This is a genomic window from Streptosporangium sp. NPDC000509 (assembly GCF_042898365.1).
Classification (GTDB): domain Bacteria; phylum Actinomycetota; class Actinomycetes; order Streptosporangiales; family Streptosporangiaceae; genus Streptosporangium.
Map to the genome: position 1 here is coordinate 182,577 of NZ_JBIAYX010000007.1, position 26,151 is coordinate 208,727.

Sequence of the window (26,151 nt, forward strand, 5' to 3'; positions counted from 1 at the left end):
GTCATGACAGAGATTGGGCCAAGGCGATGATGACGGTAAGCTCCGCCGCCAGTGCGGCCACGTCGCCTACCAGCCCGCGAAGCTTCTTCAGTGCCAGCATCAGCGTGTTCTTGCGATCCGGCGTCTTCGTCTCCAGCGCCTGGTCGACCGTGACGAGCTCTGCCTCGGCCGCCTTGTACGTCCACTCGTCCAGATGTCCATCAGCCCATGCCTGCGAGAGCCGCGTGCGGAAATCGGCCAGCGCCTCGGGCAGGTTCGTCGGCCGAGACGTCTCAGGGGTAATCCAAACCCCGCCGTGCACGGTGCCCGCCTGTACTCCCACGCGGGCGTTCCCCGTAGCGATGTTCCTGGTGGTCTCGGGCATGGTGGTGCTCCTTGTCGTGGATTCTTCGGTGGACAACTCCTCGGCCAGAGCCGCGGCAAAAGTGGCTGCGTTGGCGACAGCTCGCTGCTGCCACTGTTCGCGGTCTGTGGCTTCTTTGGTGCCGTCGGCTCGGTCGCTGATTCCCCGGATGACGACGACAGGCAGCGCCCTGTTCAGGTGGCCGGCCTGGGCCACGCCGGCGCCTTCCATCTCGATCGCTCGTGCGTCGTTGAAGTGATCGTCGATCCAGTGGGCATGCGTGGAACGCCGGGAGTTCAGAACCACCTCCCCTGCGGCGATTGGCCCGAAGTGCACGTTCGGGCGAGGGTCGAGATCCCTAGCCCAGTAACCGGTGCGGTGCAAGTGCTGGGCAATCTGGTCGGCGGCGTGCGAGGTTTCCCAGACACGGGGACGGCTCTTGCTTCCGTCGTCTTGGTCGGTGCCGCCGTGGAAGGCGTAGATGTGCGTGGCCACCACGACATCTCCGAGGGCGATGTGTGCCTGCAACGCCCCGGCGACGCCCACAAAGAGGAGAGCCGCCGGTCGGAACTCAGCGATGGCGCGTTCGGCTAGCACCGCAGCGGAGAGGTTGCCCTTGCCCACGTGTGCCAGGACTACCTGGCATCGCCCGGTTGGCAACCGGCCCACCTCGAAGCGGGTGCCTTGGGGATGCCGGTGCGGGCGCAGGTCGAACAGTTTCTCGCGGACCGCCTGGTATTCCACGTCCAGGGCTGTGAGGATCACGACTGGGCTCACTGCACCGGCTCCTTTCCGTTCGGGGAGTCGACGGGACGGATCATTGGGGGGTAGAGGACCTCTCGAGGGCCGGCTCTGAACAGCCGTGCCGGTCGCCCGGTCGCAGCCTTGCGCGCTGAACCGGCCGGGAGGATGAATCCATCGGTTTTCTTGATCTTGCGGTAGAAGTTCCGCGGGTCGAGCGGCATGCCCCACACCGCCTCGTACACGTCTTGAAGCTCGGTGATCGTGAACGTCGGCCCGCAGAAGGCCGTTGCGAGCGCTGAGTGCTCAAGCTTTGCTCGGGCGCGCTCGATGCCGTCCGCGACGATGCGGCGGTGATCGAAGGCGAGCCGCACATCGCCGGAGAGCACCCGCTCGGTGGAATGCCAGCCGGCGTCGGCGGCGTCCGTGCCAGCGGTCGGCTCGGGCAGCCTTGGGGCGATGGCCAGGAAGGCGACGCTCACCACGCGGCCGCGGGGGTCACGGTCAGGGTCGTCGTAGACGCCTAGCTGCTCCAGCCGAAGTGTCTTGACATCCAGGTCGGCCTCCTCCGCCAGCTCCCGATGAGCCGCGGCTACGAGGCCTTCTTGCGAGTGCTGCAGAAAGCCACCTGGTAGCGCGTGGGCGCCCTTGTACGGCTCGATGCCGCGCTCGACGAGCAGCACATGCAGCCGCGAATCACGCAAGGTGAGGATCACCAGGTCGACGGCGAGCAATATGGCGGGCGGCTCCCATTGGTCGTCGCTCATGGCCAGACTCTATGTTTTTGTCAAACTGACAAAAAGTAGCGCCGTGGTTAGCTTTAGCCATCCACCGGTGATGCGTGGCTGTTGCACTCTTGCGACTGTGGACCGTGCTGGTCACCCGGGACAGACATACGGAAGCGCCTGCTTCATCCCGCGTGCTGCGCTCCGTGTGTTGGTCATGCTGTCACGGTAGGCCGCCCCTCCGATATTTCAGTGTCAGCCGTGCTGGTGTTCCAGCCGGTAGGTCCTGGGAGTAGGCGAGTGCCCCTGCATCGAGTCGCCGACGTACGTAACTGCGGCTTTCGGACCGAACAGCCGAGAGCCTCAGCCGCAGGCGGGCGTGCGGAAGACCTGGCGGCGGTGCCGGCCAATGTGTTCCGCTTCGACAGGGTCCATGCCGGGCTGGGGATTTCGGGCGGGCTGCCCTGCCAGGGAAAGCACCATGTCGAGGGAAGACTGCGAGTGGCCGACGAATCTGGCCGAGACAGCAATGGTGTGCTCCGCGGTCAACCCAAGAACGCCCTTGTCGAACAGTTTGTGGTGGATCGCGCATAGGCACCATGAGGTGCCCAGCAAATTCCGAACACGATGCCCAGACAGGGTGCCGACCGCTCTAGAGGCAAGGGCCACAAGCTGGATCGAGGTGCTCTTTGTCGTGATTCCGTACGCGATCCGCTCATCGGTCTCGTCCCCCATCGACTCCGAGCACCACAAAGTCAGACCCTCACCTCCGCAGTGTGCGCATGCCCGCGACTCCCCCCCACCTCCACCCTGAGCGCCCCCCTGGCCTTCCGCACACTGCGATCGCTCTCCCTCACCGACTTCACCCGCCAAGGCAACGTCACCTTCACCTCGTCAACAGTCCGAGACGGATCGGCCACCGCGAGCCGTACCCGCTCTCCCGCCCGCCGGACCAACAACGCGCAAGGACCGTCCACGCTGAGCGGCCCGTCCTGGGTCTCGACGGTCCCCGCGCGCCAGAAGACGGCCGCGATCACCCCGTCGCGCGAGATGGCCTGCACCGCTCCAGAGTTCGCGAGGATCTCGACCCGCCCTACATACGCCTCCATCTGCGTGATGGAGGCGTCGGGCAGCACGGCGTAGGCGTAGCGCGCCTTGCGGGGGTTGATGCCGTGGTCGATGACGATCGTCGTGTAGTGCCTGGTGACGGGGGTGGTGTCGCCTCCGGTGGTGGCGCCCTTGTCGATGTCGCGCCAGCGGCCGGTGCGCTTCTTGCGGATCACCTTCACCTCGGCGCCGTCGAGGAGCGCGTAGCCGGCCACGCCGGGCAGGTGGATCCAGCCGTCGCCCCTGGTCAGCGACGGGTGCCGGTCGTGGGTATTGCGGTTTTCCACGATGGTCTCGATGCGGCGGTCGTCGGAGGCGGTGATGCCGGTGCCGAGGGCGATCACCGCGTCGTCGAGCATGAACCACGCCTTCTTGGCCCGTAGCGAGGAGCCGCCGGCGATCAGTTTCATGGCGGCCACGCCGTATTCGCCGTCGAGGGCCACGCCGCCCGCCCACGGGGTGGGGGGCAGGCGGCGGTGGTCGTGCGGGAGGTCGGCGCGCCTGCGGGTGTCGACCGTCGTTCCCGGCAGGCGGTACGGGTCGATCGTGGGCCACAGGTCGTCGTTCCAGTGGGTGAGGTCGCCGGTGTAGAGGTAGGTCATGCCGTCGCCGGTGTACCAGCCGTGCAGGTTCTCCCGGTTGATGGCCTCGGCGGCGCCGATGCGCTGCGAGCTCATCGAGATCGCGTACGCCCAGGTGGGGCGGCGGTGTACGACCCGGTCCATGTCGGCGAAGACGTACGTGCCCGTCGTGCGCTCACCGACCGGCACCGAGGGGTCGGTGAGCAGGGCCGTGGCCCTCGCGATGCTCGCCGGGGGTGCGTACGTGCCGTAGGGGATGGCCTGGTTGCGGGTGAGCCAGCCTTTGACGAGCGGTCGCCAGCGGCGGGCGTGGCGTTCGGGTGCCGTCTCCAGCAGGGTGAGGACGGCTTCGACGGCCTTGTGTCCCGAGTGGTGGTCGCGGTGGCCCTGTACCGAGATCTGCCGGCCACGTACGCAGTCCATCATCAGCCCGTCGAAGACGAACGGTACGAACGTGCGGTCCACCAGGTCGTAGATGTTGCCGATTCCGGTGATCTCCCACGGTGATCTGGAGAGCATGGCGATCAGCTTGGCCACGCTCTCCAGGTAGTCCACGCCGTAGCTGCCGGTGTAGGGGTACACGTCGTGCTGGATGAACGATCCGTCGCGGTAGAAGCCGTCGCCCGGGCCCCTGGTCGGCCGCAGCAGGTCGGAGACCGCCTTTCCTGCCCGCCTGACGAGGCGGGCGTCGTGGGTGAGCACTCCGCGCATCGCCACCGCCATCGCCTTGCCCGCGCGGTTGGCGCCGGTCTCGACGACGCCGGGGTGGCTGACGCGGCGTTCCGGGTCGGGGCACCAGCGGTGCAGGGGGCGTAGCCAGCGATCGAGGCGACCTGCGGGCAGGCCGTCGTACAGCAGTGCGCAGGTGTCGGTGAGCGAGCGGGGGACGCCGATCTCCCACCAGTACCAGTTGCTGCCGCGCCGGTCGAGCCCTTCGTGGTACGCGTGCTCGTACAGGAAGTCCAGTGCTTGGACGGCGGTCCGGGCGACCTGGCCGTCGTGGTGCATCGCGGTGCCGGGTGTGGCCCAGGCGAGCGCCAGGGTGCGCATGCGGTTGTAGGAGCGGTTGAAATTGCCGGTCCGGGGGTCCGAGAGCGGCAGGTCGGGCCACAGGCTGGGGCGACCGGGGGCGGGGTTCAGCTTGCGCAGTACCGCGTTGGCCGAGCCTTCGAGTGCTCGCGCCCGGTCGGTATAGGTCGTGTCGGTATGAGCGGAGTTGTCCGCTCCACCGGCCATCAGGTTCACCCACCGCTTGCGCGCGTCGTCGAACGCGGCGGTGCCGGTCGCCGCCTCGGCCGGTCTGTCCCACAGGGCGAGACCGGCCACTGTCGCGGCGCCGAGCAGGGCGGACCGTCGACTGAGGGGGTGGGTCATGGCGGCTCTTCCGGCAATGGTGCAAATATCAGACGAAAAGATCATAAGTCGACATGTGGGTGGATCATTCGGCTCCTCTGACGGTGAGCGGCGGTGAGCGGGCGTACGGACGTCGTCGGGAACGCGCGCTACCCGGCTCGGGCGGTGACATGCCGGACCGTTCGGCCGGCGGCGTCCCACCCGCTGGAGTATCCCAAGCCGCCGGCCTACCCGCCGCCCCCAAGAGCAGGTCGAGCGTCCCCCGGTCGCCGTCACCGGTTTCGGGAACTACCGGGAGAACCGCGTCGCGACCTCACCCGTGAGCCGGCCCGGCGGCAGACGTCGCCCGCAGAGAACGAGCAGCAGGTCCTGGGCCGGTCCCCGGAGCGGTGTTCCCGTCCCGTGGCTCCAGTCGAGGTCGGTCGCCCGCAGCGCGACCCCCGCGAGGTCGGTTCCGAAGAACGCGATGTTCTTCGGACGCATCCCGGCCAGCACCATGGCCACCCGATCGGGGGGAACCAGGCGGTCGAATCCCAGACCCACCGTGATGTCGAGCCCGTGGATGACTTCGTGCGCGAGCGCCCCGTGGACGCCTCCGCCGGGAGGTGTCCACGGATGTGCGACGTTGTCCCGCAGCGAGGCGAGCAGTCTCTCGGGCGGCAACCTGACGGCGTCGCGACGGGCGCACCGATCGGCCATGCGATTAAAGTCTCCGCGTGCCTTCGCCAGCTCCAGCAGGGTCCTGCCGAGTGAGGTACGGAAGGGCATCGTCGTGTGGGCGACGACCTCGCGGACCCTCCAGCCGTCACACAACGTGGGCGCATCCCACTGTTCGGGACGCAGGGCCGCGAGCAGGTCCGCCTGTTCGCGGCGTTCCGTCACCAGTGCGTCCCGAAGTCGATCTTCGGTCATCAAAGCCTCCTCGTGCTTGTTCGGCGCGTACGTTCACGGTGTGATCCCGGTATGGGTACGAACGCGGAGCCGGAAAGTCATCGGTCCCCCCGCGTGATGTGTCGGTGGCGGCGCATACGGTCGGGGAATGGCTGAAACGCTGACCGGTGAAGGCTCCCGGCTGGAGCCGTTCCGGGTCGAGCTGACCGGTTACTGCTACCGGATGCTCGGCTCCGGCTTCGAGGCCGAAGACGCGGTGCAGGAAACGCTGCTGCGTGCCTGGCGAGCGTTCGACCGCTACGACGAGCGACGGGCGTCGCTGCGTACCTGGCTCTACAGCATCGCCACCAACATCTGCCTCGACATGCTGCGCAGCACGCAACGCCGGGCCCTGGCCATGGATCTCAGCCGGGCCGCGGACGGCGGATCGAGCATCGGCGAGCCGGTGTCGGAGCGGGTCTGGGTCCAGCCGGTTCCGGACGCTCTCGTGCTGCCGATGGACGGTGATCCGGAAGAGCTGGCCGTGCGGCGGGAGGCGATCCGGCTGGCGTTCGTCGCCGCGTTGCAGCACCTGCCGCCCCGGCAGAGGGCGGTGCTGATCCTGCGTGACGTGTTGCGGTGGAAGAGCGGGGAGGTCGCGGACCTCCTGGAGACCACCGTCGCGTCGGTGACCAGCGCGCTACAACGGGCGAGGGCGACGCTCAAGACGGTCGACGCCATGCCCGGTGAGCCGTTCCGGTCGGCCGACCCGGGTCAGCGCGAGTTGCTCGCCCGCTATTGCAGCGCGTTCGAGCGTCACGACGTCACCGCGCTCGTCGCCCTGCTGCACGAGGACGCGACGATGTCGATGCCTCCCTTCGCCTGGTGGCTTCGCGGCCGCGACCTGATCGAGCAGGCGCTGCTGGACCCGAACGCGTCCTGCGCGGGCGCGCGTCTCGTCCCGGCCGCAGCGAACGGCTCGCCGGCGTTCTGGCAGACCAGACCCGGTCCCGACGGCGTTCACGTGCCCTTCGGGCTGGTTCTGCTGGACGTGTCCGAGGGGCTGATCAGCGGAATCACCACATATCTGGACACTGACCGGCTGATCCCGCTTTTCGGCGCTCTGGCGGTGTCTTTCCCGACACCGCGATCGTTCCCCGCGCACCGATGAGTTTCACGACGCCACGGCGTATCTCCGTGGACGGCTACTCACCACGAACCGAAGGAACGACCATGGCGACCGTCCAGCCCATCATCGTCACACCCGACCTGGATCGACTGCGAGCCTTCTACGAGCACCTGTTCGGGGCGACGGAGGTGAGCCGCTTCCCCGACGAGGGACCCGCGTTCTTCGTGAGCCTGAAGCTGGGCGACTCTGAGCTCGGGCTGGTCAGCGAGGCCGCGGTCGACCTGTCCGCCCCGCAGCGGATCCTGCTGAGTGTGCAGGTCGACGACGTCGACGGCCTGCTGGGCCAGGTCGAGTCGGTCGGCGGACGGGTGCTCGGCCCGTCGAACGACATGCCGTGGGGAGAACGTGTGGCCCATGTCCACGACCCTGACGGAAACAAGGTCAACCTGACGCAGAGCCTCCGGTAGGACGCGGGACGACTCGGGCGGTGACGCGCCGCGGCGACACCGTCTCGATCGTCCCGTCCTGTTCATGACGAAAGTCAGGTGAGGTCCGGTCGATCGTGCGCTGTGTGGCCCTCGGCCCCGCTCCTAGCGTTCGTCCCATGTGGACGAAGACCTCGAAAAAGCCCTCGATGACGGTACGAACGGTCGCGGCGATCATCGGTGTGTCGCTCGCGATGGGGGCGATGACGGCGAGTGCCCTCGCGCAGGCGCCGCGGATCGACGGGCTGAGCGCGACCGCGATCGACCGTTACCTGCGCGACTACATCGAGCGGACCCGGCTGCCCGGCGCCCTGGTCGCGGTCACCAAGGACGATCGGATCGTGCACGTCGCGGGGTACGGTCACACGGCCGGCGGCGAGGCGATCACGAAGGACACGCCGATGCCGCTCGCCTCGGTCTCCAAGTCGTTCACGGCCCTGGCGGTGCTGCACCTCGTCGACGAGGGCAGGATCGGGCTGGACGACCCCGTACGGACGCATCTGCCCGAGTTCGCCATGGCCGATCCGCGCGCCGAGAGGATCACCGTGCGGGAGCTGCTCCAGCAGACCTCGGGGATGAGCGATCGGACCTTCCCCGAGCTGACGCTCCCCGCGCCGGACACCCTCGAAGACGCCGTCACGATGCTGCGGACCGCCTCGCTCGCCGCCGACCCGGGCACCAGGATGATCTATCACAACCCCAACTACTCTCTCGCGGCGCGGCTCGTCGAGGTGGTGGCCGGGGTGCCGTTCGGCGACTACCTGGCCGCCGTCGTCTTCGACCCACTCGGCATGACGTCCACCAGGACGGTGAACACCACCGCCGACCTCCCCGGCGCGGGCGAGGGGTACGTCCGCGCCTACGGCCAGGTCGTCAGGCGTTCCCATCCGAAGTGGTTCGTCAACGGCGGCTACGGCGTCGTCAGTACCGCCGACGACATGGCCAAGTGGCTGATCACGCAGAACGGCGGCGGCCAGGTCTTCCCCAGGGAGACTGTCAAGATCTCCCAGACCGCGTCCGGTGTGGGGGGGAGCGGCTACGGCATGGGATGGGACACCGGGAAGACGGCGGGGGGAGCGCCTCGGCTCCGGCACACCGGCTGGCTGCTCACCCACAACTCCGTGCAGACCCTCCTGCCCGCGAGCGGGTACGGCATCGCCGTCGTCACCAACACCGGGATGATCTCCGGTGACGACGCGGTCATCCTCACCGACGGCCTGGTCGACCTCATCGAGGGCCGCCCCGACGCGGGCGCCGTGCCCTTCAGCATGACCGCGGACCCCTGGCTGGGCGGCCTGGCACTGCTCAACCTCGGGCTCGGCTTCGTGGGGGTCTACCGCGCCCGCGCCTGGGCCCGCCGCCGTACGGGCCGTCCCGCCTGGCGTCTGGTCGTACGGCTGGTCCCCTACGCGCTGCCGGTCGCGCTCTTCGCCGGTCTCGCCGATCTGATCGGCTTCGTGATGAATCGGGTGGGCACGCTGGATCAGATCACCTACGTCTGGCTTGCACTGTACGTCTGGGCGGGCACCGGCGCGCTCGCCGCCGTCGCCGTCGTCTCCTCCCGTCTCGTCCACATCGTCCTCGTCCGCCGCGCGGGCGTCCCCGTCACTTCCCCTTCGGGTAGCGTGCCTGCGTGGCCTGGCGGTATACGGGATGACGAAGGCGGGGGCCGATGATCCGAGTGCTGCTGGCGGACGACGAGGCGATGATCCGGGCCGGCATCCGGGCGATCCTCACCACGGCCGACGACATCGAGGTCGTCGCCGAGGCGGCCGACGGGCACCAGGCCGTCGACCTCGCGCTGAGACACCGTCCGGACGTCTGCCTGCTCGACATCCGGATGCCTCGGCTCGACGGGCTCCAGGCCGCGGCCGAGTTGCGCCGGGTCCTTCCCGAGGTCGCCGTGGTGATGCTCACGACCTTCTCCGAGGACGAGTACATCGCGAGCGCGCTCGGCTCCGGCGCGGCCGGCTTCCTCCTCAAGTCGGGCGACCCGCGCGAGCTGATCGCCGGTGTTCAGGCCGTCGCCGAGGGCGGCGCCTATCTGTCCCCCACCGTCGCGCGGCGGGTCATCACCCACCTCGGTACGCGACGGTTCGACCGGCAGGCGACCGCCCACGCCCGCGTACGGGAACTGTCCGCCCGCGAGCGCGAGGTCCTCGCCCTGGTCGGGGCCGGTTTGTCCAACGCCGAGATCGCCGGGCGTCTGCACGTCGTCGAAGGCACGGTCAAGGGGTACGTCAGCCAGATCCTCGCCCGTCTCGACCTCAGGAACCGGGTGCAGGCCGCGATCCTCGCGTACGAGGCGGGTCTCGTGCCTGAGCAGGAGTCGTCAGAGGCGCCGGTGCGCGGGCAGCGGCGGTCCTGAGCCCATGCGCGGTGTGCCCGGGCGGCTTTCTCTGCTCTTCGACCTCGGACTGTGGCTGACGGTGTGCGTGCCGCCGGTCGCGGCGGCCGTCTCCCTGCAGGGACGGGACGTGATGACGGCCGCCGTGGGCGTACCGCTGCTGGGGGCCGCGGTGGCACTGAGCAGGAGATGGCCGCTGGCGGCGCTGGCCGTACCGGTGGCGTTGAGCCTCGCCCTGGACGCGCGGATGTCGAGTCCCCTGTACTGGACGGCGCTGGTGCTCTTCGGCTACCTGGCCGGGCAGCGGATGGCGAGTGCCCGTCCGGCGCTGTGGTTCTTCGGGGCCGTCGCCGCCGCCGGGCTGCCGCTGTGCGCGCTCGTCCTGCGGGATCTGTGGGCCTGGCCCATGCAGCTGCTCACCCTGCTGCTCGCGGTGGGGTTGCCGTGGTTGCTCGGCCGCTACCGCCGCCAGTACGCCGAACTCGTCGGTACGGGCTGGCGGCTCGCCGATCGGCTGGAGCGCGAGCAGCAGGCCGTCGCCGACCGCGCCCGTATCCGGGAACGGGCCCGCATCGCGGGCGACATGCACGACTCCCTCGGCCACGACCTGACGCTGATCGCGGTGCGGGCCGGTGCCCTGGAGCTCGATCCCCGGCTGGACGCCCGGCAGCAGGCGGCCGTCGGCGAGCTGCGCGAGGCCGCCGGGGCCGCGACCGAACGTCTCCGGGAGATCATCGGCGTGTTGCGCGCGGACGACGAGCAGCCGTCCAGGGTCCCGCCCGCGGAGAGCGTCGAGGCTCTGGTCGAACGCGTGCGGAACTCCGGGGTCACGGTCACGCTGGAACGCCTGGGCGATACAGGCGACCTGCCGCCCATGGTCGGTCTCGCCGTCCAGCGCGTGGTCCAGGAAGCCCTGACGAACGCCGCCAAACACGCACCGGGTGCGGCCGTACACGTCCGGCTCGTCAGGGACGGGGCGATGCTCGGTCTCAGCGTGGTCAACGACCCGGCCACGGTGGCGCCGCTGCCGGGCGTGGCCTCGGGCGGCTCCGGGCTGGTGGGACTTGACGAGCGGGTACGTCTCGCGGGCGGCACGCTGCGCGCCGGTGAGACCCCCGACGGCGGCTTCGAGGTCGTCGCCGAACTACCGGTCACGCGCACCGCTTCGACCCCCGAGAAGAGCTTCAAGGGCGTCACCGAACTGCCGGTCACGCGCACCGGTTCGACCTCCGAGGAAGGTTTCGGGGTCGTCGCCGAACTGCCGGTCACCGGTGACACGACCCCGCGCGCCGCCACCCGGCCCACCGTCTCCGCCGGGGAACTGGCCCGCGCTAGGCGGCAGGTGCGGCGCCGGTTGGTGCAGACCATCGTGGTACCTCTCGCGGTGCTGGCCGGGATCTTCCTGCTCATGATCCCCATCAGCTTCGTCAGCTCCTCCCTCTCGGTCCTGGATCGGGACCGGTACGAGCAACTGCGGGTAGGCGACGCACGCGGCGAGGTGTGGTCTCGGCTACCCGCGTTCACCAGGGACGGTCCGCCGGACGGTGCCCCGCCAACCCCCAGGGGCGAGGAGTGCGTGTACTACAGCACGAGAACGGGCTCGTCCGACGCCTACCGGTTGTGCTTCGCCCACGATCGTCTCGCTTCCAAGGCGATCGTCAGAGGTTCGCGGTGACCGGGAGTCGTTTGGGGACGCCCCTCACCACGCATCGCCTTCCACCTCAAATCGACACAAGAAACTCTATTGTGCACTGAGTTCACGATGCGCTTTACTTGTGACGCACGCTCAGCCCGACAGGGAACCCCCGCGACGGACTCGTCCTACGGGCGCGTCTCGCGGCCTCCCATCGCGACCACCAGCCGAGCCTTCACGAGGACCCTGACTTGACCGTGGCTTCCCGTACGCGAAAACGAGGCGTCCTGAGCGACAGCGCCATGTCGGAGGAGACGCCTGACGTTCCGCCGCCTGCCGACGGCGCCGGCCCTCGCCGGCGCCGTCAATCCGGCCGGAAAAGGGAGGACCTGCCGATCAACAAGATCGACCCGGTACGGGATAAGCGCTTATGTCACAAAAACCCCAGTAACCGCCTTAAAAGCACATAGGTAGCGAACCACTGCCAATGTTCCGCCAGGTCAGACCGATCACAGGAATACTGTTCCAGTCTCCAGAAATTTCGACCCATCCTTTAATGGCAAGCCGGACAATACGCCCAATATCCAAGCCAATAGCCATCTAACCTGGCCACCACATATTCCAGGGTGTAGCTTCTAACGGCTTCGCACCGATGACTCAAGGCGCTTAATCCGTGATGAATGATCAAATTCCCGCCAGGTGGCCTGTCGGCACCCTCATGGACAGAATCAGCCCGGAGGAGCGGAAGGAACTCCTGGATCTCGTGCCGCCGTCCCCGCGGCAGGCCGGCGAACCACTCATCTATCACGGAGACCGAGAGAGGTCCGAGGTCTATCTCCTGAGGTCCGTCCCGGGTCAGCGGATCACCGCGTGCGTGAAGGTGACGGCATACCTGAAATCGGGCGGATCGGCCATATTGGGCATCCGGGTCAGCGGCGATGTGGTCGGCGAGCTGGCGGCTCTGCGCAGGGAGCCCAGATCGGCTGCGGTCACCGCGTGCAGTCCGATGTGGGTGCACGTCATCCGCGCGGAGGTGTTCACCGACTTCCTCGACCGTCATCCGGCGGCGTGGAACGCGTTCGCCAGGATGATCGCCGACCGGCTCGACTGGGCCAACCGCAGAAGAACCGACTTCGCCCAGTTCAGCGTGCCCGTACGGGTCGCGAACGTGCTCGTGGAACTCTCCGGCCGGCATGGGATCGACCGGGCGGACGGCAAACGGGAGCTGGGAGTCGATCTCACCCACGAGGAGATCGCCAATCTCGTCGGGGCCGGGAAGGACGCCGTCTTCAAGGCCTTCCGACATTTCAAGGAGCTTGAACTGATCGCCTCCGGTCATCGCAGGAAGATCGTCATCGACCCAATCGGTCTGTCCAATTACCGGTAAAACGTACTGGTACGTCTTGAGGCGATGCGACCTTCGCCAGACTCATCCCCGGCGATCTCCCCACCGCTCTGGTGGATCTTTCTCGCAACCACAAGGTGACGTGATGTTCGATTCTGATTTCAGCCGCCGCCTGGTCTTGGCGGTCGACGCGGAGGGATACGGCCGCGGCGACGACCTACGGCACGACTCGATCCAGTCGGGCCTGGCCCAGGTCATGGACCGTGGCGCACGAGAGGCCGGCCTGCGGCGCGAGACCTGGGCCCGCCAGGAGGCCGGCGACGGCGAGGTCATCGTCATCCCCGAGAGGGAGGGCGAGCTTCGGGTCGTCGACGACCTGGTCCACCGGGTGCGCAAGGCGCTCCACGACCACAACCGCGAACGCCGAGACGACGCCCGCCTGCGGATACGCGTCGCGATCGGCCACGGCGTCGTGAAACGCGGCGCGATGGGTTTCGTCGGCCAGGTCGTAGTGACCACCGCCCGGCTGCTCGACGCGGAGGCCGCCCGTACCGCCCTGAAGGTGAACCCGCGCGCCGACCTGGTGCTGATCCTCACCGATCGGCTCTACGAGGACGTCGTCCGACAGCTCCACACCTCCTACCGGCCGGAGGCGTTCACCCGGCTGGAAGTACCGACCAAGGAACGCACCGAGATCGCCTGGATGTGGATTCCTTCCGAAGACCTGGCTCAGAGAGGAACTCTCGACATGGACAACCTGCCCGAGGTCGCCGACACCCTGTGGGCTCTCATCGCCGGGGGTGCCATCGAGCGTCTCGGCGCCTACGGCACCGAGACCGGCCTGGGCGGAGCACGCAGACTGCTCGCGAAGATCAAGAAATTCCGGTCCGAGCAGGGCCAGCCGGCCGCCCCGGAGTCACGGGACGACCTGCTGGAGTCCCTGGAGAAGCTGGTGCGGGCCGACCCCACCGCGAAGCGGGTCGCGCAGCAGTTCAACGCCGAGCAGATGACCGTGAACATGATCACCGCTCCCATCTCCGGGGAGGAGATCAACTTTGGTATCCGAAACTGATTCGCCGCCCGATGGCGTCCTGATCGGCGAGGCGGCCACGCCGGTGGATCTGACCGATCAGGCCGAGGCGGCGGACGAGGGTTTCGCGCAGGTCTCCCAGCTCCAGACCGTCATCAACCGTTTCGCGCAGGTCTCCCAGGTCCAGAGCGTCATCAACCACATTCACGGCAACGTGGGAGACGCCTCATTCGGCATCTCGGGTGCTCGCCCCAGGTCCCGCCGCACCTCGGGACCCGTGTCCGCCGACGAGATGGCGGAGACCCGCACCCGCCACGTGCGTCACACCACCTACGAGGCCGCCGCCGAACAGCTGGGCAGATGCAACATGGTGGCCCTGATCGGCACTGCCGGCACCGGCCGCCGGACGGCGGCGCTCAACCTGCTTCAGGACTTCGTCGCGGAACGGCGCGAGGTGGTGGAACTCAGCCCGGCCTCCACGCTGGAGAAGCTGGCCGCCCGCGAATACCGGAAGGCCCACGGCTACCTGCTGTGCGACTGGCCCAAGGACGACGTCGAAGGAAACATCGCCGACTTCCACGTACGGGAGATCAGGCGCCGGGTGCGCGACGCCGGGGCCTACCTGGTGATCACGGCGACGGCGACCTCACTGCCGGAGGGAGACCGGATCGCCTGGCGCCCACCGCCGGCCCGTGACGTCCTGCTGGCTCACCGGGTGGCGCCCGAGGTCGCCGACGAGGCGGCCGCACAGATCACCGCCGACCACGCCATGGCCGACGTGGTGACACTCGCGCGCGATCTGGCGTCGGGGATTTCGCTGGACGACGCACTCGACAGGCTGGAGTCGGCCGGGCGGCGCGATGTGGTCGCCTGGTTCGACGGCCCGCGTACTCGGGGGGAACTTTTCGAGATGGCCGCCATGGCCTTCACCGCCGGCCTTCCCGAAGCCGGCTTCGAGTCGCTGCTCGCCCGGCTGGAGTCGATCGCCGGTATCGGCGCCGAGGGTGCGGTCGCCGTTTCCGCGGACGACCCGATGCCGAGCCGCCGCCTGCTTCGGGTGGCGGAGGGCTCCCTTTTCAGCCTGTCGCCGGGGCGCAGGCTGGAGTTCAGGGTCCCGAGTCATCGAACGCACGTGATGCGGGAGCTGTACCGGCGGCACGGCATGCGGTTGTGGGAGCCGGTCACCGAATGGCTCCATGAGTGCGCGGCTCTCCGCGACCCGAGCGCGCAGGCGGAGATCGCCAGGGGGGTGGCGGTTCTCGCCTCCGTCTCGGACTACTCGTACGTCGAGAGCGCTTTTCTCACCCCGTGGGCCCGTGGAAGAGGCGTGATGCGCAGCCAGGCCACCGCCGCGATGGCCATCTCATGGCTGTGCCTGGACGAGACGACCCGTCCGGAGGTGCTGCGTACCGTCAGCTCGTGGACGAGGGCGTCCGCCGCCAGACCCAAATTCACCGCCACCCTCGCCTGGTCCGGTGAGCTGGGCATCCGGTTCCCGCTGGAGGCGGTCCGGATGCTCTGGATACAGATCAGGGGCAGTGAGAAGCCCGTCCGGCACGCGGAGATCGCGCTCGCCCGTCTGTTCGCGGCGTTGACCGAGGCCACCGGCAACGCCCTGCCGATGCTCGACTGGCTGGCCCGCCAGATCGGCAACGACAGGCGGATCGGCCGTGCGGTCGATCCGCTGATTCGGGCCATCCTGAGTGTCCTGTCGGCTCGCGCGGACGGCGTCGGGACTCCCACGGTCACCGCTCATCTGCGCAGTTGCCCCACCTCGGCCGTCCCGCTCGCCAGACTCTGGTCCGCGGTTCTCGTCAAGCGCCCCCACCGCAAGGACGCGCTGACCGCCCTGTACGACGCCGTCTGCGCCTTCGACGACCGCGACGGCGACGACCGCGACCGGGTCCACGCCCTGTTCGCGGCGCTCGTGGAGGCGCTCCCCGCGAAGGAACGACCGCTGCTCGCCCATGACCTGCGGCGTTATGCCATCTCCCGCGACACCGACGAGAACCGGCTGGAGATTCTCCTGTCGCTGCTCCGGGTCTTCCTGAGCCCGGCTGTTCTGTCCCTCGACACCATCGGAAAGCGTCCATGACTTACCCCGTGATCAGCCAGGTCTCCCTCGATCCTGTCGCCAGGCAAGGGTTCCTGAGCAAACCCCGGCGGCCGATCTCCAGCCTCCCCCGTCAGCTTCCGCACCAGCGGCTCGTCTTCGAGTACGACGGCACGTTCGTGCTGGGCGACCGGAGGTTGCACGGCGACGAACCGCACGTGCTGCACGCCGCCAGCGTCAGCGTCGTGGACGTGACCAAGGATCACCCCACCACGATCCGGGTGCCGATCAACTCCTCCGGCGCCCACGACTTCACCGTCTCGATCCACTTCCGCTGCACGGTCGACGAACCGATCGAGGTGGTGCGTGCCGGCCTGACCGACGTCGCCGAGCACCTGGTCACCTACATCCAGGGCTACCACAAGCTCTTCGAACTCGGCCGCGGCCACGGGTTGCACGAGGTCCACGAGTTGTGGACGCTCGTGCACGCTCAGGTGAAGGCGTACACGACCGTGGTGCCCTGTGTGCTGCCCGGCATGACGGCAGAGTTCTCCGGCCTCAACGTGCACGCCCCCGACGAGATCGTCCGGGGGCGGCGACACTACGAGACCAGCCTGCACAACATCCGGGGCGAACACGGCCTCCGCGACGTCAAACGCAAGCTCGATCGTGACTACGAACTCGACGAGCAGGATTACCTGCACACCAAGGGCCACAGCGCGAACGACTTCACCCGGCAGGAGGCGGCCCTCGACCGGGATCAGCAGATCACCGAGGCCAAGAAGATCAGGGACCTCCTCAACAGCGGTCCCGGCGCCGCCGACGGCCTGTACGTCACCGTTCCCGGTCTCAGCGAACAGCAGATCGCCGATCGTTACGCCGCCCTGGGCGACCGGGAGTACAGCGCCATCCAGCGCGGAATCCAGCAGGAACACGAGTTGCAGGTCGTTCAGGCCCGTGCCCGGGCCGATGTCGTCCGGGCGGCGATCGCCCAGGGCCTGTTCAACGAGACGACCGGCAAGGAACTGCTCGCCACCTTCGACGACGTCGAGCCGGAAGCGGAGGTGAGAGACCTCGAAAGGCCCGCTTACGAGGCCCGGGCCGAGGTGACGGCAGGCGACAACGACGACGACTTCTTCATGGAGGAGGACGTCCGTGGTTGACATCCTCCACGGCCCCAAGGCGGCCCAGCAGCACAGACGGCACCCCCGGCGTCGGGAGAGACTCGATCTTGGGAGGTTCTTCCGGCGGTTCACCGGAGTCGACGAGAAAATCCTCGCGAGCGTCCCTCAGGAACGCTCCCGCTACACCAGTCTCGGCGGAATCGTGGCCAGCACCGCGCTCATCGCGGGCGCCTCCATGCTGGGTGCGCTGACCCTGATTTTTTCGGCGTCTCCGCTGTATCTGGTGCCGGTGGCGGCGCTGTGGGGCCTGAACATCGCCAACATCGACCGGTTTCTGATCACCAGCCTCGCCGGTGACAGCGACGGCTGGTCCCGCTGGGGCAACCTGCTGGTCCGGCTCGCCGTCGCCCTCGCCATCGGCGTCTTCATCGCCGAGCCGCTGACCCTCAAGATCTTCCAGGAACGGCTCGACCGGCAGATCATGGCGGAACGCGACCAGGTGATCAGCCTGACGGAAAGCCGGTACAAGCAGTGCAACCCCCTCAAGGGACCGGCTCCCAAGGGTGTCGACTGCGCCGATTTCGTCCTCGACGGCGGCGGCCGGGCATTCGCCGTCGAAGGCGAGATGACGCAGAGGCAGAGCATCCTCAAGGCCGCGGAAGATCGGCTGGCAGCGGACAAGAAGGAGAAGGGGAGGCTGGAGGCACGCCGCGACCGGGAATGCCTTGGCGGCCGCAGGATCCCGAACCAGACCACGGGCGTGCCCGGCAACGGCCCCGAGTGCAAGGTAAGAAACAACGAGCTCGACACCTTCACCGCCGGCCATGACATCGCCCGGCAGGAGGAGAGGGTGGCGAGGCTCAAGGCGAAGCTCGGTTCTCTCGCGGCCGATCGCGCCAGTGCGGAAACGGAACGCGCGGCGGTAATCAGCAAGAAGATCACCGAGCGCGTCGAGGAGAAGAAACGGGCCTACACCCACATCGGCCTGCTTGAACGATGGGAGGCATTGGGCACGGTCGCAGGGCAGAGCGGCATGGTCAACTTCGCTCACTGGTTGTTGCGCGTCATCTTCGTGCTGCTCGACTGCATGCCGATCATCTCCAAGATGCTGAACGGCAAGACCGAGTACGACCGTCTTCTCACTCAGGAGCTGCGCGCGGGCTCGGCCTGCCACGAGGCCGAACTGAACTTCACCACCCGGCAGAGAACCGGCGGGTACGAGATCAAACTGCGCGAGGAAGAGCGCCGGTTGAAAGCCGAACGCGGCCGGATCGACCGGGATCAGCGCGTGGACGAGGCTTCCAAGGACGAAGAGATCGACCGCCTCGCCCGTACCTTCATGAGCTCGATGCCCGCACATCGATGAGGACCGGAAACTCCACCCCCTCGACCGCGGCCCCTTCTTCGGACACCACGGGTCACTTCCTGGGGCGACGTGTCCTTCGGTTCGTCGGTACGAGGCCGGGTTCGCCGGACCGTCGGGGACCGCCGTCGTGCGTTCCCGCCCCTCTAGAGATAGAAGATCACCAGAACGGTGAGGCCGATGCCCAGGGCTATGAAGGCCGGCGTCCTGGGCTGTCGGGCGGCCTCCTTCCGTGAGGAGATCATCAGCACGGCGCCCACGGCCACCGCGAGCAGCAGGTGCAGGCCGTACCAGACGGGGATGGGCGGTTTCCCGAGGACGGTGCCCGACAGCAGGTCGTCGGCGGCTCCGTAGCCCGCGAGCGCGGCGAGCAGGCCCAGGCCCAGTGCCGCGAAGGCGTACCGGAGCCGGCCGAGCAGGACCCAGAAAATTGTTCCCAGGACGAGCAGGACCGAGGAGGTATGGTGCAGTTGCCGGACGAACAGGCCGCCGCGCGCGTCGAAGCTGAGGTTCAGGAGCGAGTTGTAGGCGGCACTCATGGGAGTGCCCCAAAGGGGCTCGTAAGGGCCGCTGTAGATCACCGTCTGGCCGCTGGGCACGTAGAAGAAGGCCAGGAACCCTCCGGTCAGCAGAACGGCCACAAAACAGTAGACCAGCATCTCGCCTACCAGCTGCCTCACGCGCTCCATTCGGCATATTTCACCACATCGGACAAGCGTCGGCTCGGCGACCAGGAACATCGGCGCGAGGAGGACAGGGGTTCGGAAACTCACTGACGAGGTTCAGTGGCATCGGCGGAATTTCCGAACTCGCTCCCCTCAAGGTGTTTTTGTCGTTTTATGTCACGCCGGTCCGGCGGAGAGGAGAACGGACACGGATGAAACGCCGTTTCCGCGTGATGGCGGCCGTGCTGCCGATGGGAGTCTGCGCCTGCGGGCCCGCCGTACCGCCGTCGGCCACCGAGGAGCAGGCTCCGATCCTCCCTTCCGGAGCCGGCCCTGCGGAGACGCCCCCACCCGTCCCCTCTCCCGTTCTGAAGGCGGAAACGTCTTTCGCACGGGGGACCCGGGATCCTGATGGCGTATCGCCGGTGTCCGGCCCATTCGGGGAACCTCAGGGCCGGTCGGCTCTTGAGTAGAGTTCTTGCACTCGGATGTATTGATCCACCCAGAACGCATCCTTCTCGCTCTTCGAGGCGTTCGGCCGGAGTAGTCCGAATTGTGTCGCCAGGGCGTAGAAGCCGCCGCCGGGGTCGGCCCCGCCCTTGTGTGTGACGAGGGCTGAGATCATCAGCTTGGTCTCCGGATAGTTCTTCTCCACGATCAGGCCCAGGAGATATCCGATGGCGGCTCGCTCATCGGCGCGCCCGAAGTCGAAGCCGGGAAGGCCCGTTCTCTGCGTCAAAGCATTGTTGAGGTCTTCGTACGACGTCTCACCCGGGGTTTGAGCGCGCTCGACGAGGAACTCCAGCCCAGCCTCCGTAAGCTGATCCCACGTTTCTTCGTCGCGACTGTATTTGTACATCGAATCGCCTCCGTCGGAGATGGTCACGGGGAACCCGGAAATTCGGACGACACACGGCCAGGTCGCCAAGGAGCTTCGATCCTATCCGCGCGATCCGACGGAATCGCTTCCGTTCAATTCATGTCTTCTCGCCGTCGGTGGTTCAGGTTGGTGGCGATAATCCGAAAAGCGTGCAGCCCTTACGACCGAAAACCACTTGCCTCGTGTGGTGGGGGTCCGGGAACGTGGTGTTCATGACGCTCTGACGGACAGCGCCCTCGCATTCCGAGATGCCACGGCGCTCCCTTATGCCGTAATCCTGTCAACCCCCTCCCGAGCGAAGCGAGCCTCTTTGTCTCAGCAGCACTCCCGTCAGGTGTCCCCGCTGCCGTCCAGCACGGACACCGCGAATACCGGGGACACGGCTTCGGCCACCGTCGCCGTGTTCGCCTCCCCCGCGAGCTGGATCGAGTCCGACGCCCTCGCGCAGTGCCACCAGGTGGCCGCCCTCGACGGCATGACGCACGTCGCCGCCATGCCGGACCTGCACCCGGGCAAGGGCGCGCCCATCGGGGCCGCCATGACGTCGACCGTGCTGTATCCGTTCCTGGTGGGCTCCGACATCGGGTGCGGCATCGCCGTGTTCCCCATGAGGCTCAGGCGTGCCGTGCCCGAGAAGCTCGCCGCCCGGTTCCCCGATCTCGATCGGGCGCTGGATCCCGAGCGGGATGCCGACGACCCGGCCTGGGCCGTGCTGAAGGGCGAGATTCCCGCCGGTCACGTCGAGGGTCTCGGGACGGTCGGCCGGGGCAATCACTTCGTCGAGCTGGCGCGGATCGACACCGTCTTCGAGCCGGACCACGCGAGCCGGCTCGGGCTCGCCGCCGGCGACCTGGTTCTCATCGTGCACAGCGGTTCCCGAGGCTTGGGCGAGCGCATCCTGCGGGCGCACACCGAGGTCCACGGCGCGGGTCCCGCCCCTGATCCCGGCGCCTACCTGGCGATGCACGACGACGCCGTACGCTGGGGGTCGCTCAACCGGCGGTTGATGGCCGCCCGGGTCGCCCACGCCCTGGGGGCCGAGCCCACCGAGCCGCTCGTCGACGAGTGCCACAACCTGGTCGAGGTCCGTGACGGGATCTACCTGCACCGCAAGGGGGCGGCACGGGGGGACGGCCGCGACGTGCTCATCGCCGGTACGCGGGGCACCCCCTCCTACCTCGTGGCCGCCCACGCCGGGCCGGACGCCGGTCATTCCGTCGCGCACGGCGCGGGTCGCAAGATGTCGCGGGCGGACGCCCTGCGCCGGGGCCGGGCCAAGCACACGGTCGAGGAGCTGCGCCGTACGCCGGTGGGGTCGCTGGTGGTGTGCGGAGACCGTCAGCTGCTCTTCGAGGAGGCGCCGACGGCCTACAAGCGCATCGAGCAGGTGATCGCCGATCTCGTTCACCATGACCTGGCCACGCCCGTGGCCACCACGGTTCCGCTCGTCACCTACAAGACGCCCGACCTCGGGCCCGCCGCCCAGCGGGACCGGCGCCGCGAGCGGGGGCGGCGATGAGCGTCCACCTGCTCCTGTCGGCCGGACGTGGCCCGCAGGAGTGCGCCTGGGCGCTGGCCCGGCTGCTGCGCCGCCTGGAGGCCGACGCCACCCGGCAGAACGTGGAGATCCGCCGGGTCGAGAGCGTTCCCGGTGAGCGGCCGGACACCTACCGGTCGGTTCTGATCCAGATCTCGGGGACCGGCGCCGAGGCGTTCGCCGCCTCGTGGACCGGGACACTGTGCTGGCAGGCCCCCAGCCCGTACCGGACCAGCACGAGCCGGAAGAACTGGTACGTCATCGCACAACCGTGCCAGGTCGACACCCCGCGCACGACGTTCAGGGAAGCGGACGTCGACGTCGTCGCCTGCCGCACCGGCGGCCCCGGCGGTCAACATCGCAACAAGGCGAGCACGGCGGTGCGGGCGACCCACCGGCCCTCGGGGATCGTCGTCGTGGTCGACACCGAGCGGCAGTTCGGCCTCAACCGCCGCATCGCCATGCGACTGCTGCGGCAGCGCATCGAGGACGGCGACTCGGCGGCGGAGCGCGCCGCCGTCACCGGCCGTTGGCGCATCCACGACGAACTCGTACGCGGCAATCCCATTCGTGTCGAACGTCTGGAAAAATCGCCGTCATGAAGCTGCTCTCCGTCAACATCGGCCGGCCTCGCCCCAACCCGTGGAAGGGGTCGGGATCCACGGACATGCAGACGGGTATCGACAAGCGGCCCGTCGACGGCCCGGTCGCCGTCACCGCCCCCGGCCCCAAGGGCACCGGCGCGGTCGGCCTCGCCGGTGACCGGGTCTATGACGTGAAGCACCACGGTGGTTCCGACCAGGCCGTCTACGCCTACGCCCGCGAGGATCTCGACGAGTGGGAGTCCGAGTTCGGCAGGTCGCTCTCGAACGGGGTCTTTGGGGAGAACCTCACGACCTTGGGGCTGGACGTCAACGGCGCCCTGATCGGTGAGCGTTGGCGGATCGGGCCGGACCTCGTCCTGGAGGTGACGTGCCCGCGCATCCCGTGCGCGACGTTCCAGGGGTGGCTGGAGCGCGAAGGCTGGATCAAGCGGTTCACGCAGGCCGTCCGGCCGGGCGCGTACCTGCGCGTGATCGAGCCCGGTGAGATCCGCGCCGACGAACCGGTCGAGATCGTGCGCCGTCCCGACCACGACGTGACCGTCGCGCTCGTCTTCCGTGCGATGACCCTGGAGCCGGAACTGCTGCCGCGGCTGCTCGTCGCCGACGCGCTGCCGGAGAAGGACATGGAAATGGTCCGCCGACGCACCAACGCGTAGGCGCCGGCTTCAGGGGATCACCTCGTAAGCGGGCAGCCGCCCTCCTTCTTCCGCCTTCGCGGCGGTGATAGTTGATCGTCCGCGACGCTCACGCCCTGATGCGGCGGACGTCGAAACCCGGGGCCTCGCCGCCTTGACGGCCGGCTCGAAGGCCCCGTGATAGCGCTCACCGGTATCGGTGACGAGGACTTCGGTCATGGCATTCCTTACGGGAGGCGAGCGCGTGGCCGCTGTACGGCCGTGTTGTCCTGCCTGGTCACTGCCCTGCGCGACCGCTGTACGGCCACGTTGTCCTGCTCGGATACTGCCTCGCGCGGTCGCGGGCCACGCGTCGGATCGCCTGTCAGCCCTGTAAGGAAGCCCTTCGAACAGGCTGACAACACGATCTCGTTGTGGACAACGCGAGCGATCCGAAACTGTGGATCCCGCCGCAGAAATCCCCTCCAGTGTCCGAAACCAGGAGAACCCATGAAGTTGCCTTCATCCGCCGCCGCCCTCGTGGCGGCCGCCCTGTTCGCCCCCTTGACGGGAGCGTCCGGGGTGTCGGCGGCACAGGCGGCCGACGCGGGGGTCCTTCCGAGCGTGAACATGGAAGCCACCCTCAAGGCGGCCCAGATCGACCCGCGACGGCCTGACGACACGCTGACCCCGGGGGCGAAGGCGAGCGTGCTCCTCGTCGAGCGGGCGCTGCGCGATCGGCGCCTGCTCGATTCCACGTGGGTGGACGGTTACTTCGGCAGCACGACGGTCGCCGCCTTCGCGAAGTTCCAGCGGTCGCTCGGCTTCACCGGTCTCGCCGCCAACGGCCTGCCGGGCAAGGCGTCGCTCACCAAGCTCGGGGCCGGCCGCTTCAAGGTCACCAACGTCGTCGGGCCGGGGGGCCGGGTGTCGTTCGGCGGGGGCGTCGTCAACACCCGCACGCGAAGCATGCTGGTCGAGGCGAATCGGCTGCTCGGCCGCGATCTCGTGCTGTTGCAGGGGTCGTACAACCGGGGCGGGGACCCCACGTCCGCGGGTACCCACGACGGCGGGGGCGCCGTGGACATCTCGGTCAAGGGGATGAGCTCCGCCACCCGTACCGCGGCCGTCCGCGCGTTGCGACGGGTCGGCTTCGCGGCATGGCTGCGCAGTCCCGCTCAGGCCGACTGGCCGTGGCACATCCACGCCGTCGCCATCAACGACACCGACCTCTCCGGCCAGGCCCAGAACCAGGTCGGCGACTACTACCTCGGTCTGAACGGGCTCTCCGGCCGTGGTCCCGACGACGGCCCGAAGGTGGCCATCCGCACCTGGGAGGAGTACCGGCGTCGCTGACCATCCAAAACCCCGACCGCGCGGACACCCGGACCGCACGCCCCCGGAGCCGCACACAGCCCCGGGCTCCCCGAGCCACACGCATTCCACCCCGTACACACCCCGGGCACCTCGGGCCGCACGCATTCCACCCCGTACACACCTCAAGGCCGCACCCCCGGGCCACATCTCAGGCCCACACCAGGCCGTACCGACACCTCAGGCCGTACAGGACACCCCAGGCCGCACAGACACAAGGAGAAAGAACAGCATGAGAACGCGTAACAGGATCCTCGCCGCCGTGGCCTCCGCGATGGTGCTCGGCGGAACGGCCGTCGCCGTCGCCCCGCCCGCCTCGGCCGCCGACCGCAACGGCGTCTGTGAGACCGGCGAGTTCTGCTACTACTTCAACAGCAACAACCAGGGGTCGGTCTCCGACTTCACCGGATCCGTCAACGACTACGGCACCAAGCAGCCCTCCTGCTTCGACTACAAGGGACCCGGAAACGGCAAGGGCAAGTGCATCAAGAACGCCGCCGCCTCCGTCTGGAACCGCACCTCCAAAACCGTCCGGGTACATTTCAACAGCAATTACGGTGGCAGCGTCTACCAGGACTTCAAGCCCGGTGCGAAGGGCAACCTCAAGCCCGGTCTCAAGAACGAGAACGCCTCGCACCAGTTCAGTCCGTCGTCGTCGTCACCGGGACGCGTCAACCTGTCGTCCGCGCTGTACAAGACCAGTGGCGGATACATCAGCTGCGCCTTCGACGGTTACACCAGCACCCCCGGCCGGCATGAGGGCATCGACTTCTACCGCGGCATCGGCACGAATGTCCACTCCCTGGTGAGCGGTCAGGTCATCCACCTCGCGCGCGGGGCCAACGGCGGCTCGGGGCTCTCCACGATCTCCATCTACAACGCCTCGTCGAACAGGACGGTCATCTACCTGCACTCCGCTCCGCGCTCCTCCCTGCGCGTGGGCCAGCAGGTCTCGCGCGGCCAGCTCATCGCCAACGAGGCGTGGCGCGGGGTGTCGTCCAGCGGGGCCGCGCACACCCACGTCGAGGTGCGTCCCGGACGGCAGAAGCTCGCCGCCAAGAGCGTCGGCGACCCGGTCCTGAGCAACCCGAACCCGACCTCGTTCTGGGTCTCCCAGGGCTACAACCTCCGCTGAGCGCGGCACGGCTCTCGATTTTCGATGAAGACGACGATGAAGAAGAGGAAGGCGACCGTGTCCCCACGAACCGCACGGCCGATCTCGCGACTCGCCGCCGTGGCCTCCGCGATGGTGCTCGGCGGAGCGGTGCTCGCCGTCGCCCCGCCCGCCTCGGCCGCCGGCCGTAACGGTGTCTGCGAGAGCGGCGAGTTCTGTTACTACTTCAACAGCAACAACCAGGGATCGGTCTCCGACTTCACCGGATCCATCGGTGACTACGGCACCAAGCAGCCCTCCTGCTTCGACTACAAGGGACCCGGAAACGGCAAGGGCAAGTGCGTCAAGAACGCCGCCGCCTCCGTCTGGAACCGCACCGCCAAAACCGTCCGGGTCCACTACAACAGCAACCACGCCGGTAGCACCTACCAGGACTTCAAGCCCGGCGCGAAGGGCAACCTCAAGCCCGCGCTCAAGAACCAGAACGCCTCGCACCGGCTGATGGGCTCCTCGTCGCCGAGCCACTGCAAGACCGACGGCACGCACAGCAGGATGCCCACGACGATCCTCGTCTACCGCAAGTCCCTCAACCGCGTGGACCGGGTACCGTTCAAGACCTACATCAAGAACGTCCTGCCCAACGAGTGGCCGTCGTACTGGCCGAAGGAGTCTCTCAGGGCCGGGGCGATCGCCGTCAAGAACTTCGGCTGGTACTGGGCGCTGAACTCGGCGAGCAGGACGCCGAGCGGCGAGTGCTACGACGTCTCCGACCACACGTCCAGCCAGGTGTACAGGCCGGGCTCCGCGACGGCGGCGACGAACGCCGCGGTGGACGCGACGTGGGGCACCCGGTTGACGCGCAACGGGAAGATCTTCAGGGCCCAGTACTGCGCGACGACGACGGCGTGCGGCCACTGGGTCACCGGTGACTGGATGTCACAGACCGGCTCCCGCGACAAGAGCAAGGCGGGCTGGAGCCACTCCAGGATCCTCAAGTCCTACTACAGGGGGATCGTTCTCGGTTCCTGATCTCTTTCGACGACCTCCCCGCGTTCCCCGTCGTGCGTCGCACGGCGGGGAACGGGCGTTCGGTCCTGGGCGTCGAGGGCGTCCTCCCGATGCGGCCGGCGGGC

Annotated in this window: 23 protein-coding genes and 1 pseudogene; 16 read left to right on the forward strand and 8 right to left on the reverse strand. The window is 68.2% G+C overall.

Annotated elements, in window-relative coordinates:
* Position 1: 1 nt before the first annotated feature.
* The 5 genes and pseudogenes from ACFY3D_RS15170 to ACFY3D_RS15190 all read right to left on the reverse strand — a co-directional run bounded on the left by ACFY3D_RS15170 (position 2) and on the right by ACFY3D_RS15190 (position 5,762).
* Positions 2–1,120, reverse strand: coding sequence for a 5'-methylthioadenosine/S-adenosylhomocysteine nucleosidase (locus ACFY3D_RS15170; protein ID WP_389979639.1), 1,119 nt, complete (start codon positions 1,118–1,120; stop codon positions 2–4).
* Positions 1,117–1,851, reverse strand: coding sequence for an NUDIX domain-containing protein (locus ACFY3D_RS15175; protein WP_389979642.1), 735 nt, complete (start codon positions 1,849–1,851; stop codon positions 1,117–1,119). Before ACFY3D_RS15175 ends, ACFY3D_RS15170 begins: the two co-directional genes overlap by 4 nt.
* A 321-nt stretch (positions 1,852–2,172) precedes the next feature.
* Positions 2,173–2,406: pseudogene (locus ACFY3D_RS15180) on the reverse strand (restriction endonuclease); the annotation flags it as partial.
* 158 nt (positions 2,407–2,564) lie between these two features.
* Complete coding sequence (locus ACFY3D_RS15185) at positions 2,565–4,871, reverse strand: polysaccharide lyase 8 family protein (RefSeq protein ID WP_389979645.1); 2,307 nt, start codon at positions 4,869–4,871, stop codon at positions 2,565–2,567.
* A gap of 267 nt (positions 4,872–5,138) precedes the next feature.
* Positions 5,139–5,762 carry a maleylpyruvate isomerase family mycothiol-dependent enzyme gene (locus ACFY3D_RS15190; protein ID WP_389979648.1) on the reverse strand — a complete coding sequence of 208 codons (624 nt, stop codon included), beginning with the start codon at positions 5,760–5,762 and terminating at the stop codon, positions 5,139–5,141.
* Between the two features lie 127 nt (positions 5,763–5,889).
* On the opposite strand from ACFY3D_RS15190, the gene ACFY3D_RS15195 reads away from it, so the two are divergent.
* The 10 genes from ACFY3D_RS15195 to ACFY3D_RS15240 all read left to right on the forward strand — a co-directional run bounded on the left by ACFY3D_RS15195 (position 5,890) and on the right by ACFY3D_RS15240 (position 18,232).
* Entirely contained in the window at positions 5,890–6,891 is a 1,002-nt protein-coding gene (locus tag ACFY3D_RS15195; protein ID WP_389979651.1) for a sigma-70 family RNA polymerase sigma factor, read from the forward strand.
* Between the two features lie 62 nt (positions 6,892–6,953).
* Positions 6,954–7,316: a VOC family protein gene (locus tag ACFY3D_RS15200; protein WP_389979654.1), complete on the forward strand. Its 363-nt coding sequence runs from the start codon at positions 6,954–6,956 to the stop codon at positions 7,314–7,316.
* A 167-nt stretch (positions 7,317–7,483) separates the two neighbouring features.
* Entirely contained in the window at positions 7,484–9,010 is a 1,527-nt protein-coding gene (locus tag ACFY3D_RS15205) for a serine hydrolase domain-containing protein (RefSeq protein ID WP_389979657.1), read from the forward strand.
* Positions 9,007–9,702 (forward strand): response regulator, encoded by a 696-nt coding sequence (locus ACFY3D_RS15210; RefSeq protein ID WP_389979660.1) that lies wholly within the window; start codon positions 9,007–9,009, stop codon positions 9,700–9,702. Before ACFY3D_RS15205 ends, ACFY3D_RS15210 begins: the two co-directional genes overlap by 4 nt.
* 4 nt (positions 9,703–9,706) lie before the next feature.
* Positions 9,707–11,356 (forward strand): sensor histidine kinase, encoded by a 1,650-nt coding sequence (locus ACFY3D_RS15215; protein WP_389979663.1) that lies wholly within the window; start codon positions 9,707–9,709, stop codon positions 11,354–11,356.
* A 676-nt stretch (positions 11,357–12,032) separates the two neighbouring features.
* On the forward strand, positions 12,033–12,701 hold the full coding sequence (locus ACFY3D_RS15220) for a Crp/Fnr family transcriptional regulator (RefSeq protein ID WP_389979666.1): 669 nt from the start codon (positions 12,033–12,035) through the stop codon (positions 12,699–12,701).
* A 103-nt stretch (positions 12,702–12,804) separates the two neighbouring features.
* Positions 12,805–13,731, forward strand: coding sequence for a hypothetical protein (locus ACFY3D_RS15225; protein WP_389979669.1), 927 nt, complete (start codon positions 12,805–12,807; stop codon positions 13,729–13,731).
* Positions 13,715–15,784 (forward strand): hypothetical protein, encoded by a 2,070-nt coding sequence (locus ACFY3D_RS15230; RefSeq protein ID WP_389979672.1) that lies wholly within the window; start codon positions 13,715–13,717, stop codon positions 15,782–15,784. The genes ACFY3D_RS15225 and ACFY3D_RS15230 overlap by 17 nt, the downstream gene beginning before the upstream one ends.
* A complete protein-coding gene (locus ACFY3D_RS15235) occupies positions 15,781–16,905 on the forward strand; it encodes a hypothetical protein (RefSeq protein ID WP_389979675.1) in 1,125 nt (374 codons plus the stop codon). The genes ACFY3D_RS15230 and ACFY3D_RS15235 overlap by 4 nt, the downstream gene beginning before the upstream one ends.
* Entirely contained in the window at positions 16,898–18,232 is a 1,335-nt protein-coding gene (locus ACFY3D_RS15240; protein ID WP_389979678.1) for a DUF4407 domain-containing protein, read from the forward strand. The genes ACFY3D_RS15235 and ACFY3D_RS15240 overlap by 8 nt, the downstream gene beginning before the upstream one ends.
* Before the next feature lie 143 nt (positions 18,233–18,375).
* On the opposite strand, the gene ACFY3D_RS15245 is transcribed toward ACFY3D_RS15240, so the two are convergent.
* Positions 18,376–18,909 (reverse strand): hypothetical protein, encoded by a 534-nt coding sequence (locus ACFY3D_RS15245; protein WP_389979681.1) that lies wholly within the window; start codon positions 18,907–18,909, stop codon positions 18,376–18,378.
* A gap of 433 nt (positions 18,910–19,342) precedes the next feature.
* Complete coding sequence (locus tag ACFY3D_RS15250; protein ID WP_389979684.1) at positions 19,343–19,780, reverse strand: hypothetical protein; 438 nt, start codon at positions 19,778–19,780, stop codon at positions 19,343–19,345.
* 304 nt (positions 19,781–20,084) lie between these two features.
* Between ACFY3D_RS15250 and ACFY3D_RS15255 the strand changes: the two genes are divergently transcribed.
* Genes ACFY3D_RS15255 through ACFY3D_RS15265 form a run of 3 tightly spaced genes read left to right on the forward strand, consistent with a single transcriptional unit; the run spans position 20,085 to position 22,572 of the window.
* Positions 20,085–21,293, forward strand: coding sequence for an RNA ligase RtcB family protein (locus ACFY3D_RS15255; RefSeq protein WP_389979687.1), 1,209 nt, complete (start codon positions 20,085–20,087; stop codon positions 21,291–21,293).
* Positions 21,290–21,913 carry a peptide chain release factor H gene (gene prfH, locus ACFY3D_RS15260; RefSeq protein WP_389979690.1) on the forward strand — a complete coding sequence of 208 codons (624 nt, stop codon included), beginning with the start codon at positions 21,290–21,292 and terminating at the stop codon, positions 21,911–21,913. The genes ACFY3D_RS15255 and prfH overlap by 4 nt, the downstream gene beginning before the upstream one ends.
* Complete coding sequence (locus ACFY3D_RS15265) at positions 21,910–22,572, forward strand: MOSC domain-containing protein (RefSeq protein WP_389979693.1); 663 nt, start codon at positions 21,910–21,912, stop codon at positions 22,570–22,572. Before prfH ends, ACFY3D_RS15265 begins: the two co-directional genes overlap by 4 nt.
* A gap of 9 nt (positions 22,573–22,581) precedes the next feature.
* Here the strand turns inward: ACFY3D_RS15265 and ACFY3D_RS15270 are convergent, their stop codons facing one another.
* Positions 22,582–22,770, reverse strand: a complete 189-nt coding sequence (locus ACFY3D_RS15270) for a hypothetical protein (RefSeq protein ID WP_389979696.1) — start codon at positions 22,768–22,770, stop codon at positions 22,582–22,584.
* Positions 22,771–23,040: 270 nt separating this feature from the next.
* Here ACFY3D_RS15270 and ACFY3D_RS15275 point away from each other — a divergent pair, with 270 nt between their 5' ends.
* The 3 genes from ACFY3D_RS15275 to ACFY3D_RS15285 all read left to right on the forward strand — a co-directional run bounded on the left by ACFY3D_RS15275 (position 23,041) and on the right by ACFY3D_RS15285 (position 26,047).
* Positions 23,041–23,886 (forward strand): peptidoglycan-binding protein, encoded by an 846-nt coding sequence (locus ACFY3D_RS15275; protein WP_389979699.1) that lies wholly within the window; start codon positions 23,041–23,043, stop codon positions 23,884–23,886.
* Between the two features lie 250 nt (positions 23,887–24,136).
* On the forward strand, positions 24,137–25,039 hold the full coding sequence (locus ACFY3D_RS15280) for a peptidase inhibitor family I36 protein (RefSeq protein WP_350945576.1): 903 nt from the start codon (positions 24,137–24,139) through the stop codon (positions 25,037–25,039).
* A 57-nt stretch (positions 25,040–25,096) separates the two neighbouring features.
* Positions 25,097–26,047 carry a SpoIID/LytB domain-containing protein gene (locus tag ACFY3D_RS15285; RefSeq protein ID WP_389979702.1) on the forward strand — a complete coding sequence of 317 codons (951 nt, stop codon included), beginning with the start codon at positions 25,097–25,099 and terminating at the stop codon, positions 26,045–26,047.
* Positions 26,048–26,151 lie beyond the last annotated feature (104 nt).